Source organism: Elstera litoralis (assembly GCF_000963705.1).
GTDB classification, from domain to species: domain Bacteria; phylum Pseudomonadota; class Alphaproteobacteria; order Elsterales; family Elsteraceae; genus Elstera; species Elstera litoralis.
On the sequence record NZ_LAJY01000032.1, the window covers coordinates 1 to 13,342 of the forward strand.

Consider the following 13,342-nt stretch of genomic DNA (forward strand, 5'->3'; position numbering starts at 1 on the left):
CGCCCCGATACAACCGAAACCCGCCCCTGCTGCTGCGCCGAACGCCGCAACCCCCGGAGCCCCTGCAAAAGCGGGAGGCGGCTATGACGACCAGCAACGTAACTCGCTTGATGCATTCATCAAAAATAAGCAGTAAAGAGGCGCCTTGCCATTGGCCCGCCCCGCCCGGTCGGGTTTAGCCTAGTCTTTCGAAGGGGGTTTCCCGCATGCTCACCACGCATCCGTTTGACGACGATAAGCTGCGGGAGGAGTGCGGGGTCTTCGCCATTTACGGCACCCCGGATAGCGCCGCCCATACCGCCCTCGGCCTGCACGCGCTCCAGCATCGCGGCCAGGAAGCGGCGGGAATCGTCTGTTTCGACGGCAAGCAATTCAACGCCCATCGCGCTTTGGGTCATGTCGGTGAAACCTTCGCCCAGCCGGACGTGATTAACCGCCTGAAGGGCCATGCGGCCATCGGCCACACCCGCTACGCCACGACCGGCGACACGCTGCTGCGCAATGTGCAGCCGCTGTTTGCCGATCTTGCCATCGGCGGTTTCGCCATCGCCCATAACGGCAATCTCACCAATAATCAGGCCCTGCGCCGCCGCTTGGTCGAACGGGGTTCGCTGTTCCAATCGACCACCGATACCGAAGTCGTGGTCCATCTGATCGCAACGGCGCTCGCCACCGCCGTGGTCGACCGGCTGATCGATGCGCTGCGCCAGATTTCCGGCGCTTACTCCTTCGTCGGGCTGATGGACGATGGCATTGTCGGCGTGCGCGACCCCAACGGCGTGCGCCCGCTCGTGCTGGGCCGCTTGGGCGACGCCTATGTGATGGCGTCGGAAACCTGCGCGCTCGATATTCTCGGGGCCGACTTCATCCGTGACGTTGAGCCCGGCGAAATGGTGATCGTCACCCGCGACGGGCTGACCAGCCGCCACCCGTTCCCGAAAGCCAGCCGCCGCTTTTGCATTTTCGAGCATATCTATTTCGCGCGCCCCGATAGCATTGTGGAAGGCGAGAGCGTTTTATAACGCCCGCAAGCGCATCGGTGCCGAATTGGCGCGCGAAGCCGGGGTGGATGCCGATGTGATTATTCCGGTGCCGGATTCGGGTGTTCCCGCCGCGCTCGGCTACGCTACGGAAGCTGGAATTCCGTTCGAACTCGGCATCATCCGCAATCATTACGTTGGCCGCACCTTCATCGAGCCGACCGATCAGATCCGCCATTTGGGCGTGAAGCTGAAGCATAACGCCAACCGCGCCCATATTCAGGGCAAGCGCGTTATCCTTGTCGACGACAGCATCGTGCGCGGCACCACCTCGACCAAGATCGTGGAAATGGTCCGCGCCGCAGGCGCCAAGGAAGTGCATATGCGCATCGCCTCGCCGCCGACGACGTATAGCTGCTTCTATGGCGTCGATACCCCCCGGCGCGACAAGCTGCTGGCGAGCCAGATGGACGTTGAAGCGATGACCAAGTTCATCGGGGCCGACAGCCTCGCCTTCGTCTCCATCGACGGCATGTATCGGGCGATGAACCACCCGGAAGGCCGCGATAGCGACAATCCCGGCTTCTGCGACGCCTGCTTTACCGGCGATTACCCGATTCCGCTGACCGACTTCACCGACGGCACCAGCGACGACCGCGTGAGCGTGCTGGCGGAATAGATGGGCGACGGAAAACTAAGCCAGGGAAAACTGGGGGGGCGCATCGCGCTCATTACGGGTGCCTCGCGCGGTATTGGTGCTGCGGTCGCCAAGCTTTTCGCCGCCGAAGGGGCGCAAGTGGTTCTCGTGTCCCGCTCGGTCGGCGGGCTCGAAGAGGTGGATGACGCCATCCGCGCCACCGGCCACCCAGGGGCAACCCTGTTGCCGCTCGATCTCGCCGATGGCGCGAAGATCGATCAACTCGGCTATGCCCTAGCCGAGCGCTTCGGGCGGCTCGACGTGCTGGTGCTGAACGCGGGCATGCTCGGCGGCTTCTCGCCGGTCGGGCACCAGACGCCGAAGATTTTCGAAAAGCTGATGGCGGTGAATTTCGCCGCGCCCTGGCGCTTGATCCGCGCCTGCGATCCGCTGCTGCGGGCGTCGGACGCCGGGCGCATCATCGCCACCATCGGCGGTCCCGGCACGGCGACGCCTGAGCATTTCACCGGCCCCTATGCCGCCAGCAAAGCCGCCCTGCTCAGCCTGATGCAGACCTACGCCGTCGAAAACGCCAAGACGAAACTGCGCGTCAATTGCGTCGATCCCAGCACCGTCGCGACCCGCCTGCGCGCCGAAGGCTTTCCGGGGGAAGACGCTAGCGGCTTCACCACGCCCGACGGTATCGCGCCGCTGTACCTCGATCTCGCGACGGTGGAGTGTGAGCGCAACGGGACGGTTCTGCGGCTGCAGTAGCAGGCTGCYTTGCCCCTGCACCCCACTCAAGGGGCAGTCGCCCCTTGAGAATCCCATTTCCTTTAATCCTGTTGCGGCGTAGAAAACCCCGCCCAGTAAAAGGGATTATTAAGGGGCGACGCCCCTTAATCGGGGTTGTTTAGGGGCCGCGCCCCTAACCTTGCGCAGCAAAGAGTTTCCATGAACGTCGCCGATTTCGACTTCGACCTTCCAGGCCACCTCATCGCCGAACGCCCGATGGAACCGCGCGAGGGCGCGCGCTTGCTCTGCGTTGGGGAGGCTTTGGAAGATCGTATCATCGGCGACTTGCCCACGCTGTTCGGGCCGGGCGATGTGATCGTCTTCAATGATACCCGCGTCATTCCGGCGCGGCTGCACGGGGTGCGGGCGCGGCAAGAGGGCGGCGTGACGGTTCCGGTGGAACTGCTGCTGCACCAGCGCCAGGGCGACGGCAGTTGGACGGCGTTCGCCAAACCGGGCAAGCGGCTGAAGATCGGCGATACCATCCTCATCGGCGAGGTTCTGCGCGCGACGCTGCTAGAGAAGCGCGACAGCGGCGAAGTGCTGGTGCAGTTCGACCGCGCCGGGGCGGATCTGACGGCGGCGCTGGAGCAGGTCGGCGAAATGCCCCTGCCCCCCTATATCCGCCGCGCCCAGGATGCCCAGGACCGACACGATTATCAGACGATTTTCGCGACGAAAGACGGCGCGGTTGCGGCCCCGACGGCGGGACTGCACATCACGCCGCGCCTTTTAGAGGCGCTTAAAGCGCGCGGCGTTTTGACCGAAACGGTGACGCTGCATGTGGGCGCGGGCACGTTTCAGCCGGTGAAGGTGGACCGGATCGAAGACCATAAGATGCATTCGGAATGGGCCGAGCTTTCGCCAGAAACGGCGGCGCGGCTGAATGCGCACCGGGCGAGTGGCGGGCGCATCATCGCCTGTGGCACCACCTCCCTGCGCACGCTGGAAAGCGCGGTTGCGCCGGATCGCAGCTTTAGCGCGCTGGCGGGATCGACCGAGATTTTTCTCTATCCCGGCAAGCCGGTCTATTCGGTGGATCGGCTTTTGACGAATTTCCACCTGCCGCGCTCCACGCTGTTTATGCTGGTGTCGGCCTTTGCCGGGCAGGCGCGGATGCGTGCGGCCTATGACCATGCGATTGCTAGCGGCTATCGTTTTTTCTCGTATGGCGACGCCTGCCTTTTGGAGCGAGCATAATCATGACGCGGCTGCGGTTTGAGCTTCTGAACACCTCCGGACGCGGGCGGCGCGGGCGGATTTTTACCGCGCACGGCGTGGTCGAAACCCCCACCTTCATGCCGGTCGGCACCGCCGCCACCGTAAAAGCGATGACGGTGGACGCGGTGAAGGCGACCGGCGCGCAAATCGTGCTGGGCAATACCTATCACCTGATGCTGCGCCCGACTGCCGAGCGGATTGCCCGCCTCGGCGGCCTGCATAAGTTCATGAATTGGGAAGGCCCGATTCTCACCGATAGCGGCGGCTATCAGGTCATGTCCCTCACCGCCTTACGAAAAATGAGCGAAAACGGCGTGACCTTCCGCTCGCATCTGGACGGCAGCGCCCATACGCTCACCCCGGAACGCTCGACCGAAATCCAAAACCTGCTCGACGCTACGATCACGATGGCGTTCGACGAATGTACCCCCTACCCGGCAACGCACGAGGTGGCGAAGCAATCGATGGAACTGTCGATGCGCTGGGCCGAACGCTCACGCAAGGCCTTCGTCGCGCGCCCCGGCTATGGGCAGTTCGGGATTGTCCAGGGCTCCGTCTATCCCGATTTGCGCGCGCGCTCGATGGACGCGCTGATCCCGATGGATTTCGAAGGCTATGCCGTGGGCGGGCTCGCGGTTGGCGAAGGCCAGCCGATCATGTTCGCCGTGCTCGATCAAACCACGCCGCGCCTGCCGGTGGAGAAGCCGCGCTACCTGATGGGCGTCGGCAAGCCCGCCGATCTCGTTGGCGCGGTTCAGCGTGGCATCGATATGTTCGACTGCGTGCTGCCCACGCGCTCGGGTCGGACCGGTCAAGCTTTCACCCGGCGCGGCACAGTGAATATCCGCAACGCCCGCCACCAGGACGATCCGCGCCCGCTCGATCCCGATTGCACCTGCCCGGCCTGTTCCAGCTATTCGCGCGCCTATTTGCACCACCTCACCCGCGCCGGCGAGATTTTGGGGGCGATGCTGCTAACGTGGCATAATATCCATTATTATCAGGAGCTTATGGCTGGGATGCGCAAAGCTATCGAAGAGGATCGATTGGATAGCTTCGCAGCCGAGTTTCACCGGGAGCAAGCGGCGGGAGATTTAGCGCCCTGGCAATAGGATAATTTTCGCCATCCCCGCTTGAACGCCAGATTGCTCCGGCCCACCTGTGCCTAGTCTCAGGTCCGGGCGCGTTATCGGACCCTTAGACGACACCTGTCTTGTGCCATCGAAAGGGACCGTTATGAGCCTATTTTCCATGTTCAAAAGCGATAAGGGCGACCAGATGACCGCCCATAAGGCGTTCGCCATCGCGCTGCTTTACACAATGGCCGCCGATGGCGAGATGGACCCTGAAGAAGTAGGGCATCTGCTGTCCGTAATCGGCGGCGAGCGCGGCAAGGGCGGCAGCATTGGCGTTGGCGCGAATAATCAGGCGCTCTTGAATGCGGCGATGAAATATACCCGCACCCATAGCCACGAGCAGTTCCTGACCGAAGCCACCCCCGTACTGACCACGGCGCAGCGCCTGTGCATTCTGATGAACCTCGTCGATAGCGCGCTCGCCGATGGCGAAGCCGAACCCGAGGAGCGCGAATTCTTCGATAAGGTGCAGAAAGCCTTCGGTATTAGCGATGAAGATTTCCGCCCCTATTTCCAGGTTCTCATGATGAAGAACGACCGGGGCGTGTTCCTCGATCAAGACCACCCGATGAACCAGCCGGGCTTCTCGGTTACGCTGCCGGGTCAGGCGGCGTAAGGCCTTTCGGCGGCGGCCCCGCAAAGGCCGCCGCCTTTCTTGTCCCCTAAGCCGTCCGCACCGTGCTCAAAAACTGCTGCACGATCCCGTTCAGCGCCGAGGTTTCCGTTCCCAAGCCGTTGGAGGTATTGGCGACCTGCCCGGCGATACTGCCCGCTTGCGCCGAAGCCCCGGAGATACGGACGATATCGCCCGCCACTTGCCGCGCGCCCTGGGAGGCATATTCAACCGCACGCGCAATTTCATCCGTTGCCGTGCGCTGCTCTTCTGCCGCCGAGGCAATCGTCGTGATCGTCTGATTGATGCTGCCGATCACTTGGCCGATGCCTTGCATCGCCGTTGCCGCTTCCAGACTGACCGATTGAACCGCGCCGATTTGCGCCGAAATCTCCTCGGTCGCGCGGGCGGTTTGACTGGCGAGGCTTTTTACTTCGCTGGCAACCACGGCAAAGCCGCGCCCCGCGTCCCCCGCCCGCGCCGCTTCGATGGTGGCGTTGAGCGCGAGCAGATTGGTTTGCTCGGCAATATCTTGAATAAGCCGCACCACATCGCCGATCCGTTGGGCCGCTTGGCTGAGACTATGGACCGTGCTGTTCGTGCGCTGAACATCCTCGACCGCCCGCGTCGCTTGATCGGCGCAACTGACCAGATCCTGACTGATGCTGGCGATGGAGGCCGAAAGCTGCGCCGCCGCCGTTGCCGCCGTATCGACGTTCTGGGAGGCTTGCCCCGCCGCATTCTGGGCCGAGGCCGTATCGGCGTGGGTGTTTTTCGCCAAACGGTCCAACTCCGCCGACCCGGTTTTCAGCGTACTGGTCGCCTCCGTCACGGCATTGGCCACATGGCCGATTCCGCCTTCGAAACTGGCAATCGCCGCTTCGAGCTTCAGTTGCCGGGCGTGGAGCCGCACCGCATCGGCCTCCCGCTCAGTTTGCGCGCGCGCTACCCGTTCCGCCGTTTGCCGATAAGCTTCGACGGCGCGAACAATCGCGCCGATTTCGTCCGAGGCGATGAAGCCCAGCGGCGCGACGTGCTTGCCATCGGTGATATTATCGAGCGCGGTCGCGCATTGGGTAAGGGGCCGAGTGATCGACATGGAAATCAGGCGCGCGGCAAACAAAAGCCCGAGAATGGCCGTGAGAATCACTGCCGCAATTGCCCAATAGGCGAGAGAAATGAGCCGATCGGCTTCGGCGCGGGTTGCCGCCATTCCGTCCTTAATCCGATCTTCGACCTGATCTTGCTGCTCGGCCAGCGTATCGAAGGTTTTGATGAAATCCGGCAGTTGCGCGACGGCCTGGGCGCGGTCGCGCGGGGCCAAGGCCACCAGGGCTTCGGACTGGCGGATATAGGCTTCCAGCGGCCCGGTTACGGCGCGCAAGGTTTCCTTAAGCGCCCCATCGGCCCGCGCCTGATTGTCGGTTAGGGTTTTGCGGAAAGCCGCCGAATCGCTTTTCGCTTCGTCGGCGATGATGGCCGGATTGCCCGTTTTATCGCCACCAGCCGCCAGAATCGCTTCGAAGACATGGCCGCGCAGCGTATCGTGAATCATATCGCCATACTGGAAATCGCTGAGAATCTCGCCCTGGACCTGGACGGACCGCAGCAGCGTGGCGACTTCTCGGAAAAAATAGGCCGAGAGACCCGCCGCCATCACCATCAGACTGCCCGCGATCAGCACCAGAAAGAGAATTTTGCGTCTTAGACTGTGCAATTTTCGCATCACGGCCTCCCCGTTTCTTGGTTTTATTCCAGTAAGGCTCTCCATCGGGTCGGAAGCATCCCAAAAGCTGCACTCCCCTCCCAAACATCCCTTCTTGTTTATAGGGAAATATATTAAGGTATACTTAATTTATGCCCGTAAATTCCGACCCGAGAGATGAGCCCAGCCCGCAGCGGGAGCCAGCTTTGCGGCGCACACAGCGGTGCGGCGGTTGCCAGAGCGGCGCTCGACAGACCAGAATGATGCAATGCACACACCCGCCGAAACCCTCACCCACGCCGCCCGCCGCCTGAGCATCGCCTTGCTCAGTGGGCTGGCCCTGTTCACGATTCTGGCGGCGGTCTCGGGCCGAGGCGAGTTCGGCATGATCGCGGCCTTCTGCCTTGTCCTCTACCTCGGCATGATCCTGCCTAGCCTGCACAAGCGCGAAGCGCCGCTGGTGGCGGTGGCGGGGCTATCGGTTTTGGCGGTGGTTGTGCTGCACCCCGTGCCCGGCCCGATTTTGTTGAGCGCGGCGGCGAAAGGCGCGAGTTTCGCCTCGCTGATCCTGGCGTTGGGTTTTCTGCAAGCCCCCGCCAGCCACTCCCACCTTGTTCACCGCTGCGGTGAGTTCCTCATCAATCAAGGCCCGAGCCGCCGCTACGCCGCGCTCACCGTCGGCGGGCATCTCTTCGGGATCGTGCTGAACCTCGGCGCGCTGTCGCTGCTCGGCGGCATGATGCACCGCTCGAACACGCTCACCCAGGCGGGCGGCGATCCGGCGATTGTGGCCTTGCGCTCGGAGCGTATGAGCATGGCGATGCTGCGCGGCTTCAGCACCTCGACGCTCTGGTCGCCGACGACGCTCACCGTCACCGTCTCGCTGACCCTGGTGCCCGATGGGCTGTGGTTGACCATTCTGCCGATCGGCCTCGTCATGGCCGCGCTGCTGCTGTTTTTCGGCTATCTTCAGGACCGTATCCAGCATCCGCCGCGCGCCCGCGCCGTCGCGCTCAGCTATCATACCGACCTGACATTGAAGGAGACGCTGTTTCCGCTCAGCCTGTTGGTCGTGGCGGTGCTGGGGCTCATCATTGCCGTCCGCCAAGTCAGCGGCTGGCCGCTGGGAACGGTGGTGATCCTCGTCGTGCCGCTGTTTTCGGTGGGGTGGATGTTCTGGCAGAATATCCGCCGCAATCTGCGCCTCGCCATCGGCATTACCCTGCGCCAAGTGGGCCGCCATGCCGCCGAACGCCTGCCGAAAAGCCGCTATGAGGTCGTCTCGCTCTCCTGCGGCGGCATCGTTGGCGGTTGCGTTGCCGCGCTTATTCCGCCGGGAGCCCTGGGCGATCTGCTGCATTATCTCGGCCTGCCGCCGGTGGCCCTGCTGCTGGCGATCTTTTGGGTCGTCGTCATCGGCGCACAAGTCAGCATCAACCCGATTATCACGGTGCCGCTGCTGGGCGCGGCGATGATGCAGATGCACCCGATGCCGGTTTCGACCCTTGCGCTGCTGCTAACGCTGGTGACGAGCTGGACGATGTTCACCCTGCTCTCGCCCTTTTCGGCCTCGGCCCTCATCCTCGGCAATCTTGCCGAGGTGTCGCCGCGTACGATTGTGCATAAGTGGAATGGGGCTTATGCGCTTTTTGCCGCGTTTTTATTCCATGCGCTGATTATCACCGTCGAGTTGCTCACTGCGCCTGTGCTATGACGGCACCGCTATGCTGGATATTACCAATCTCACCTATCGTATCGCCGGGCGTGTTCTGCTGGACAATGCCTCTGTTCGTATCTCCGAAGGCCACCGCATCGGCTTGATCGGCCGCAATGGCACGGGCAAATCGACGCTGTTCAAGCTGATTACCGGCGAGATCGAGCCTGATGCCGGCAGCGTTTCGTTGCCGCGCGGCCTGCGCCTCGGCGTCGTCGCCCAGGAAGTGCGTGGCGATGAGGGCACCCCGCTCGACTATGTGCTTGCTGCCGATACCGAGCGCGCCGCCCTGCTGGCCGAAGCCGACACCACCACCGACGGCCACCGCCAAGCCGATATTCAAACCCGGCTGCTGGATATCGACGCCTACACCGCTCCGGCGCGCGCTGCGATTATTCTGAACGGCTTGGGGTTCGATGCCGAGGCGCAGAACCGCCCGCTCTCGGCCTTCTCCGGCGGCTGGCGCATGCGCGCGGCGCTCGCAGCCGCGCTGTTTTCCGAGCCCGACCTGTTGCTGCTGGACGAACCGACGAACCATCTGGATCTGGAAGCGGCGCTGTGGCTGGAAGGCTTCCTCAAATCCTGGCCGAAGACGCTTATTCTCATCAGCCATGACCGCGATTTCTTGAATATCGTCGTCACCGGCATCGTCCATCTAGAGCGCCTGGGCCTCTTCGCCTATTCGGGCACCTACGATAGTTTCGAGAAGCAGCGCAACGAGCGCCTCGCCCAGACGGAAGCGGCGATTGCCAAACAGGCCGCCGTGCGCGCCCATCTGCAATCCTTCATCGACCGCTTCAAAGCGAAGGCGAGCAAGGCCAAGCAAGCACAAAGCCGCGTGAAGGCCCTGTCGCGCATGGAGCCGCTCGAAGCCATCAACCGCGACCCGGAAGTGCGCTTCAACTTCCCCGACCCGGATGAACTCGCGCCGCCGATGATCCTGCTCGACAATGCCTCAGTCGGGTATGACGATAAGATCGTCCTGCGCAATATCGGCCTCCGGCTCGACCCCGACGACCGCATCGCCCTGCTGGGGGCCAATGGCAACGGTAAAACCACGCTGGCAAAACTGATCGCCGGGCGGCTGGACGTGACCGATGGCGAGCGCGTTGCCCCGAACCGCTTGCGCGTCGGCTATTTCGCCCAGCATCAGGTCGATGAACTCAATCTTACCGAAACGCCGATCATGGCGATGACGCGCGCGATGCCCGCTGGCACAAAGCCCGAAAAAGTCCGCGCCGCGCTGGGGGCCTTCGGTTTTGGCGGCGAGAAGGCGCAAACCAAAATCGGCGCGCTCTCCGGGGGCGAAAAGGCCCGGCTGACGCTGGCGCTGATTACCTATGACGCGCCGCATCTCCTCATCCTCGACGAACCGACCAACCATCTTGATATTGAAGCCCGTACCGCCCTCGTGGAAGCGCTAACGCTCTATAGCGGCGCGGTGATTCTCGTGTCCCATGATCGGCGCATGGTGGAAATGGTGGCGGACCGGCTGTGGCTGGTCGCCCACGGCACCGCCACCCCATTCGAAGGCGATATGGACGAATATCAAAAGCTCATCCTATCGGGCTCGCTCACCGCCCCCGGCGGCAAGGGCGGGGCCAACTATGACCCGAACCTCTCCAAGGCCGAGCAGCGCAAAGCCAATGTCGAGCGCCGGGCGGCGGTCGCCCCGCTGAAAAAGGCCGTCACCGCCGCCGAACAAGCGATGGCGAAAATTGCCCTCGAAAAGGCCAAGATCGACGCGAAACTGACCGAGGGCGGCCTCTACGACGGGCCGAAGGAAAAGCTCAACGCTTTGCTCAAGCAACAGGGCGAGTTGGGCAATGCCTTGGCCGCCGCCGAAGCCGCGTGGCTGGAGGCCGTGGAAGCGCTCGACGCGGCCCAGGCTGCCTAGTCTCGATGAACTACCGCCACGCCTATCACGCCGGTAATTTCGCCGATGTGTTCAAACACGCGGCCCTTGCCCTGCTGCTTCAGCATTTGCGCAAGAAGGATAAGGGCTTCTGCGTGATCGATACGCACGCGGGCATCGGGCGCTACGATCTCGCCGGGCCGGAAGCCAGTAAAACCCTAGAATGGCAGGAGGGCGTTGCCGCCGTGATGGCCGCGCCAGAAGCACCGATCCTCGCGCCCTGGCGGGAGGTGATCGCCGATCTCAACCCGGAGGGCGGCTACCGCTTCTATCCCGGCTCGCCCCTCGTCGCGCGCTATTTCCAGCGCCCGCAAGACCGGCTGGTAGTGGCCGAACTCCACCCGCAAGATCGGCGCGCGCTAGCCAATCTGTTCGAGGGCGACAAGCAGATCCTGGTTCGCCCCGCCGATGGCTATGCCACGCTCATCAAGCAGATCCCCCCGTTCGAGCGGCGCGGCGTCGCTCTGATCGATCCGCCCTTCGAGCGCGTCGATGAGTGGGAAGTCTTGATCGAGGTCATCGCCGAGGCCCACGCCAAATGGGCGACGGGCACCTATGTGATCTGGTATCCGGTGAAAGACCTTACCGAAGTCGCGCGGTTTCACGATGTGTTGGCGAGCCTCGCCATTCCGAAAACTCTGATTGCGGAATTCCACATCCGCCCGCCCGCACCCGATACGTTTTTTGGCTGTGGTCTTGCCGTCATCAACCCGCCCTGGCAGTGGGATGAAGAATTACAGACCCTCGGCGACGCCTCGCACTCGCCCTCAACCGGCCTGAGGCGCGGACGATTGTGGAATGGCTGGTGCCGGAAGTCGCTTAAGCGTGGGGCAGATAGCACGCCAAATCCGCTCGTGTCGTTCACTTGGGCCGTGGTCATTGCGCCGCCCCCCACGGATTGATGACGTTCAGCCCGGCCGCCTCAAAAGGGCTGGTGTCGCGGGTTGCGACAGTGAACCCGTTCGCGAGGGCGACGGCGGCAATGAAGGCATCGGCCGTTTCGATCGACAAGCCAGCCGCGCGGGACTTGGCCAGTAGCTCGGCATATGCCTTCGTGCACCCCATATCGAACGCCAGCACCCGATTGGCGAACATCGGCAGCAGGCGTTTTTCCAGGATTTCATCCAGGCTGGCCCGGCGTTTTTCCGGAGGGCATCAGCGCAATACCCGCACGCAGTTCGGCGACCGTAATCGCGGATAGGTAGAGCGTTTCCAGCGCTTGTGCATCGAACCAATCAAGCACGCCGGCGTTGGGGGCTTGGCGCTGCGGTTCCGAGATCACGTTTGTATCGAGCAGGATCATTCGAAACTCGCCGCACGCGCTGAAGACTTGATGCGCGCCCTCTCAAACAGGGCGTGTTCTTCATCGGTCAGGCCGCCCGCCTCGCGGGCGATGGAGGCCAGGAACGAGCCAAGTTTTACGCGGCCCTCAGGCCTCACAGCCCGCTCCAAGATGTCGCGGATTTCAGCCTCGGTGCTGCGACCGTGCTGGGCGGCTTGGACTCGAATGGCCCGATGCACCTCATCGGGCAGATTTCTGACATTAACATTCGCCATTTGGTATCTTTCCGAAAAACGCTCCCAGTGACACCATTTCGTATAAATGATACCGCTGCGCAAGCGTTTTCGTTAGGAGGCCGTTCCACCCTGCGCCCATCAAGAACATTCACGCGTTGCGCAACAGCGGCTCCAAGGCCCGACCGATGGCGAGAATGCGCCGATCCTGCATCGGCGCGCCGACCAAACTCACCCCGACGGGCGGCTCGCCGGGACGGTGACACGGCAGCGTCAGCGCGCAGCCATCGGCCAGATTAACGATGGAGGGGTTGCGCAGCGCCATCAGGTTCAGGCGGGTGTAATCCTCGTCACTCTCAACCTCGGTGAATAGCGGCGCGACAATCGGCACGGTCGGCATAATCATCGCGTCATAAGGCGCGAGGGCTGCCGTCATCGCGTCGACGAAGGCGGCGCGCAGGCTGAGCGCTTCGATATAATCGACCGCCGTCAGCGTCGCCGCCTTCTCGATGCGGGAGCGGACGCGCGGATCATAATCATCGCCGCGCCGGGCCAACAAATCGCGGTGCCAGGCATAAGCTTCGGGGGCGGAGAAGCCGCCGCGCGCACCAATCGCCTGAAGATCGTTCAGCAGCGGCAAGCTGGCTTCGACAATGCGCGCCCCGGCGGCCGCCAGCAGCGACAAGGTGCGTTCGTAGATCGTCGCAACCGTTGCATCCATCCCGTCCAGAACCATCGTACTGGGGGCCAGCAACCGCAGACCATGAACATTGAAAGCCACGGGCAGCAGCGCATTGGGCTCACCCGCCAGAACGGCATCGGCCTGGGCGCAGAGATCGACGGTTTTGGCGATTGGTCCGATGGAATCGAGCGTGGTCGACAGCGGCAGGGTTCCGGTTAAGGGCACGCGCCGCGCGGTTGGCTTAAAACCGACCAAGCCACAGAAGGCCGCCGGAATCCGCACCGAGCCGCCCGTATCGGAGCCAATCGCCACATGGGCCATGCCGTCGCTGACCGAAACCGCCGCGCCGGAACTGGAGCCGCCCGGAATCCGCCCGCTCGCCTCCAGCCCCAACTCGCGCCCATAGGGATTGCGCGGCGTGCCGTAATG

The 13,342-nt window shown here is 63.1% G+C and carries 12 protein-coding genes and 1 pseudogene; 8 read left to right on the forward strand and 5 right to left on the reverse strand.

Annotation, left to right across the window (positions count from 1 at the left end):
- Positions 1-206 precede the first annotated feature (206 nt).
- The 5 genes and pseudogenes from purF (at position 207) to VZ95_RS02040 (ending at position 5,385) form a co-directional block, all read left to right on the forward strand.
- Positions 207-1,659, forward strand: a pseudogene (gene purF / locus VZ95_RS02020) (amidophosphoribosyltransferase).
- Positions 1,660-2,391, forward strand: coding sequence for an SDR family NAD(P)-dependent oxidoreductase (locus tag VZ95_RS02025; RefSeq protein WP_045774394.1), 732 nt, complete (start codon positions 1,660-1,662; stop codon positions 2,389-2,391). It begins immediately after the preceding pseudogene.
- Positions 2,392-2,571: 180 nt separating this feature from the next.
- The gene (gene queA / locus VZ95_RS02030) at positions 2,572-3,612 is read left to right on the forward strand and encodes a tRNA preQ1(34) S-adenosylmethionine ribosyltransferase-isomerase QueA (RefSeq protein ID WP_045774395.1); all 1,041 of its coding nucleotides are present in this window, start codon (positions 2,572-2,574) and stop codon (positions 3,610-3,612) included.
- 2 nt (positions 3,613-3,614) lie between these two features.
- The gene (gene tgt / locus VZ95_RS02035; RefSeq protein ID WP_045774396.1) at positions 3,615-4,745 is read left to right on the forward strand and encodes a tRNA guanosine(34) transglycosylase Tgt; all 1,131 of its coding nucleotides are present in this window, start codon (positions 3,615-3,617) and stop codon (positions 4,743-4,745) included.
- A gap of 124 nt (positions 4,746-4,869) precedes the next feature.
- Positions 4,870-5,385: a tellurite resistance TerB family protein gene (locus VZ95_RS02040; protein ID WP_045774397.1), complete on the forward strand. Its 516-nt coding sequence runs from the start codon at positions 4,870-4,872 to the stop codon at positions 5,383-5,385.
- 46 nt (positions 5,386-5,431) lie between these two features.
- On the opposite strand, the gene VZ95_RS02045 is transcribed toward VZ95_RS02040, so the two are convergent.
- The gene (locus VZ95_RS02045; protein WP_052711404.1) at positions 5,432-7,108 is read right to left on the reverse strand and encodes a methyl-accepting chemotaxis protein; all 1,677 of its coding nucleotides are present in this window, start codon (positions 7,106-7,108) and stop codon (positions 5,432-5,434) included.
- 247 nt (positions 7,109-7,355) lie between these two features.
- On the opposite strand from VZ95_RS02045, the gene VZ95_RS21380 reads away from it, so the two are divergent.
- Genes VZ95_RS21380 through VZ95_RS02060 form a run of 3 tightly spaced genes read left to right on the forward strand, consistent with a single transcriptional unit; the run spans position 7,356 to position 11,618 of the window.
- The gene (locus VZ95_RS21380; RefSeq protein ID WP_052711405.1) at positions 7,356-8,801 is read left to right on the forward strand and encodes a hypothetical protein; all 1,446 of its coding nucleotides are present in this window, start codon (positions 7,356-7,358) and stop codon (positions 8,799-8,801) included.
- Positions 8,802-8,811: 10 nt separating this feature from the next.
- Complete coding sequence (locus VZ95_RS02055) at positions 8,812-10,698, forward strand: ABC-F family ATP-binding cassette domain-containing protein (RefSeq protein ID WP_045774398.1); 1,887 nt, start codon at positions 8,812-8,814, stop codon at positions 10,696-10,698.
- A 5-nt stretch (positions 10,699-10,703) separates the two neighbouring features.
- Complete coding sequence (locus VZ95_RS02060; RefSeq protein ID WP_052711406.1) at positions 10,704-11,618, forward strand: 23S rRNA (adenine(2030)-N(6))-methyltransferase RlmJ; 915 nt, start codon at positions 10,704-10,706, stop codon at positions 11,616-11,618.
- On the opposite strand, the gene VZ95_RS29620 is transcribed toward VZ95_RS02060, so the two are convergent.
- The 4 genes from VZ95_RS29620 to VZ95_RS02075 form a co-directional block, all read right to left on the reverse strand.
- Positions 11,593-11,811 carry a PIN domain-containing protein gene (locus VZ95_RS29620; RefSeq protein WP_456297665.1) on the reverse strand — a complete coding sequence of 73 codons (219 nt, stop codon included), beginning with the start codon at positions 11,809-11,811 and terminating at the stop codon, positions 11,593-11,595. The genes VZ95_RS02060 and VZ95_RS29620 overlap by 26 nt on opposite strands.
- Positions 11,812-11,836: 25 nt before the next feature.
- Positions 11,837-12,019, reverse strand: a complete 183-nt coding sequence (locus VZ95_RS29625; RefSeq protein ID WP_456297666.1) for a PIN domain-containing protein — start codon at positions 12,017-12,019, stop codon at positions 11,837-11,839.
- Positions 12,016-12,336: a FitA-like ribbon-helix-helix domain-containing protein gene (locus VZ95_RS02070; protein WP_456297667.1), complete on the reverse strand. Its 321-nt coding sequence runs from the start codon at positions 12,334-12,336 to the stop codon at positions 12,016-12,018. Before VZ95_RS02070 ends, VZ95_RS29625 begins: the two co-directional genes overlap by 4 nt.
- 46 nt (positions 12,337-12,382) lie before the next feature.
- On the reverse strand, positions 12,383-13,342 hold a 960-nt coding region (locus VZ95_RS02075), incomplete at its 5' end, for an amidase family protein (RefSeq protein ID WP_045774400.1).

Excerpts from the sequence above, each read along its gene's own strand:
- VZ95_RS02025 (WP_045774394.1), top strand. The coding sequence starts at position 1,660 with ATGGGCGACGGAAAACTAAGCCAGGGAAAACTGGGGGGGCGCATCGCG.
- queA (WP_045774395.1), top strand. The coding sequence starts at position 2,572 with ATGAACGTCGCCGATTTCGACTTCGACCTTCCAGGCCACCTCATCGCC.
- tgt (WP_045774396.1), top strand. The coding sequence starts at position 3,615 with ATGACGCGGCTGCGGTTTGAGCTTCTGAACACCTCCGGACGCGGGCGG.
- VZ95_RS02040 (WP_045774397.1), top strand. The coding sequence starts at position 4,870 with ATGAGCCTATTTTCCATGTTCAAAAGCGATAAGGGCGACCAGATGACC.
- VZ95_RS02045 (WP_052711404.1), bottom strand. The coding sequence starts at position 7,108 with ATGCGAAAATTGCACAGTCTAAGACGCAAAATTCTCTTTCTGGTGCTG.
- VZ95_RS21380 (WP_052711405.1), top strand. The coding sequence starts at position 7,356 with ATGCACACACCCGCCGAAACCCTCACCCACGCCGCCCGCCGCCTGAGC.
- VZ95_RS02055 (WP_045774398.1), top strand. The coding sequence starts at position 8,812 with ATGCTGGATATTACCAATCTCACCTATCGTATCGCCGGGCGTGTTCTG.
- VZ95_RS02060 (WP_052711406.1), top strand. The coding sequence starts at position 10,704 with ATGAACTACCGCCACGCCTATCACGCCGGTAATTTCGCCGATGTGTTC.
- VZ95_RS29620 (WP_456297665.1), bottom strand. The coding sequence starts at position 11,811 with ATGTTCGCCAATCGGGTGCTGGCGTTCGATATGGGGTGCACGAAGGCA.
- VZ95_RS29625 (WP_456297666.1), bottom strand. The coding sequence starts at position 12,019 with ATGATCCTGCTCGATACAAACGTGATCTCGGAACCGCAGCGCCAAGCC.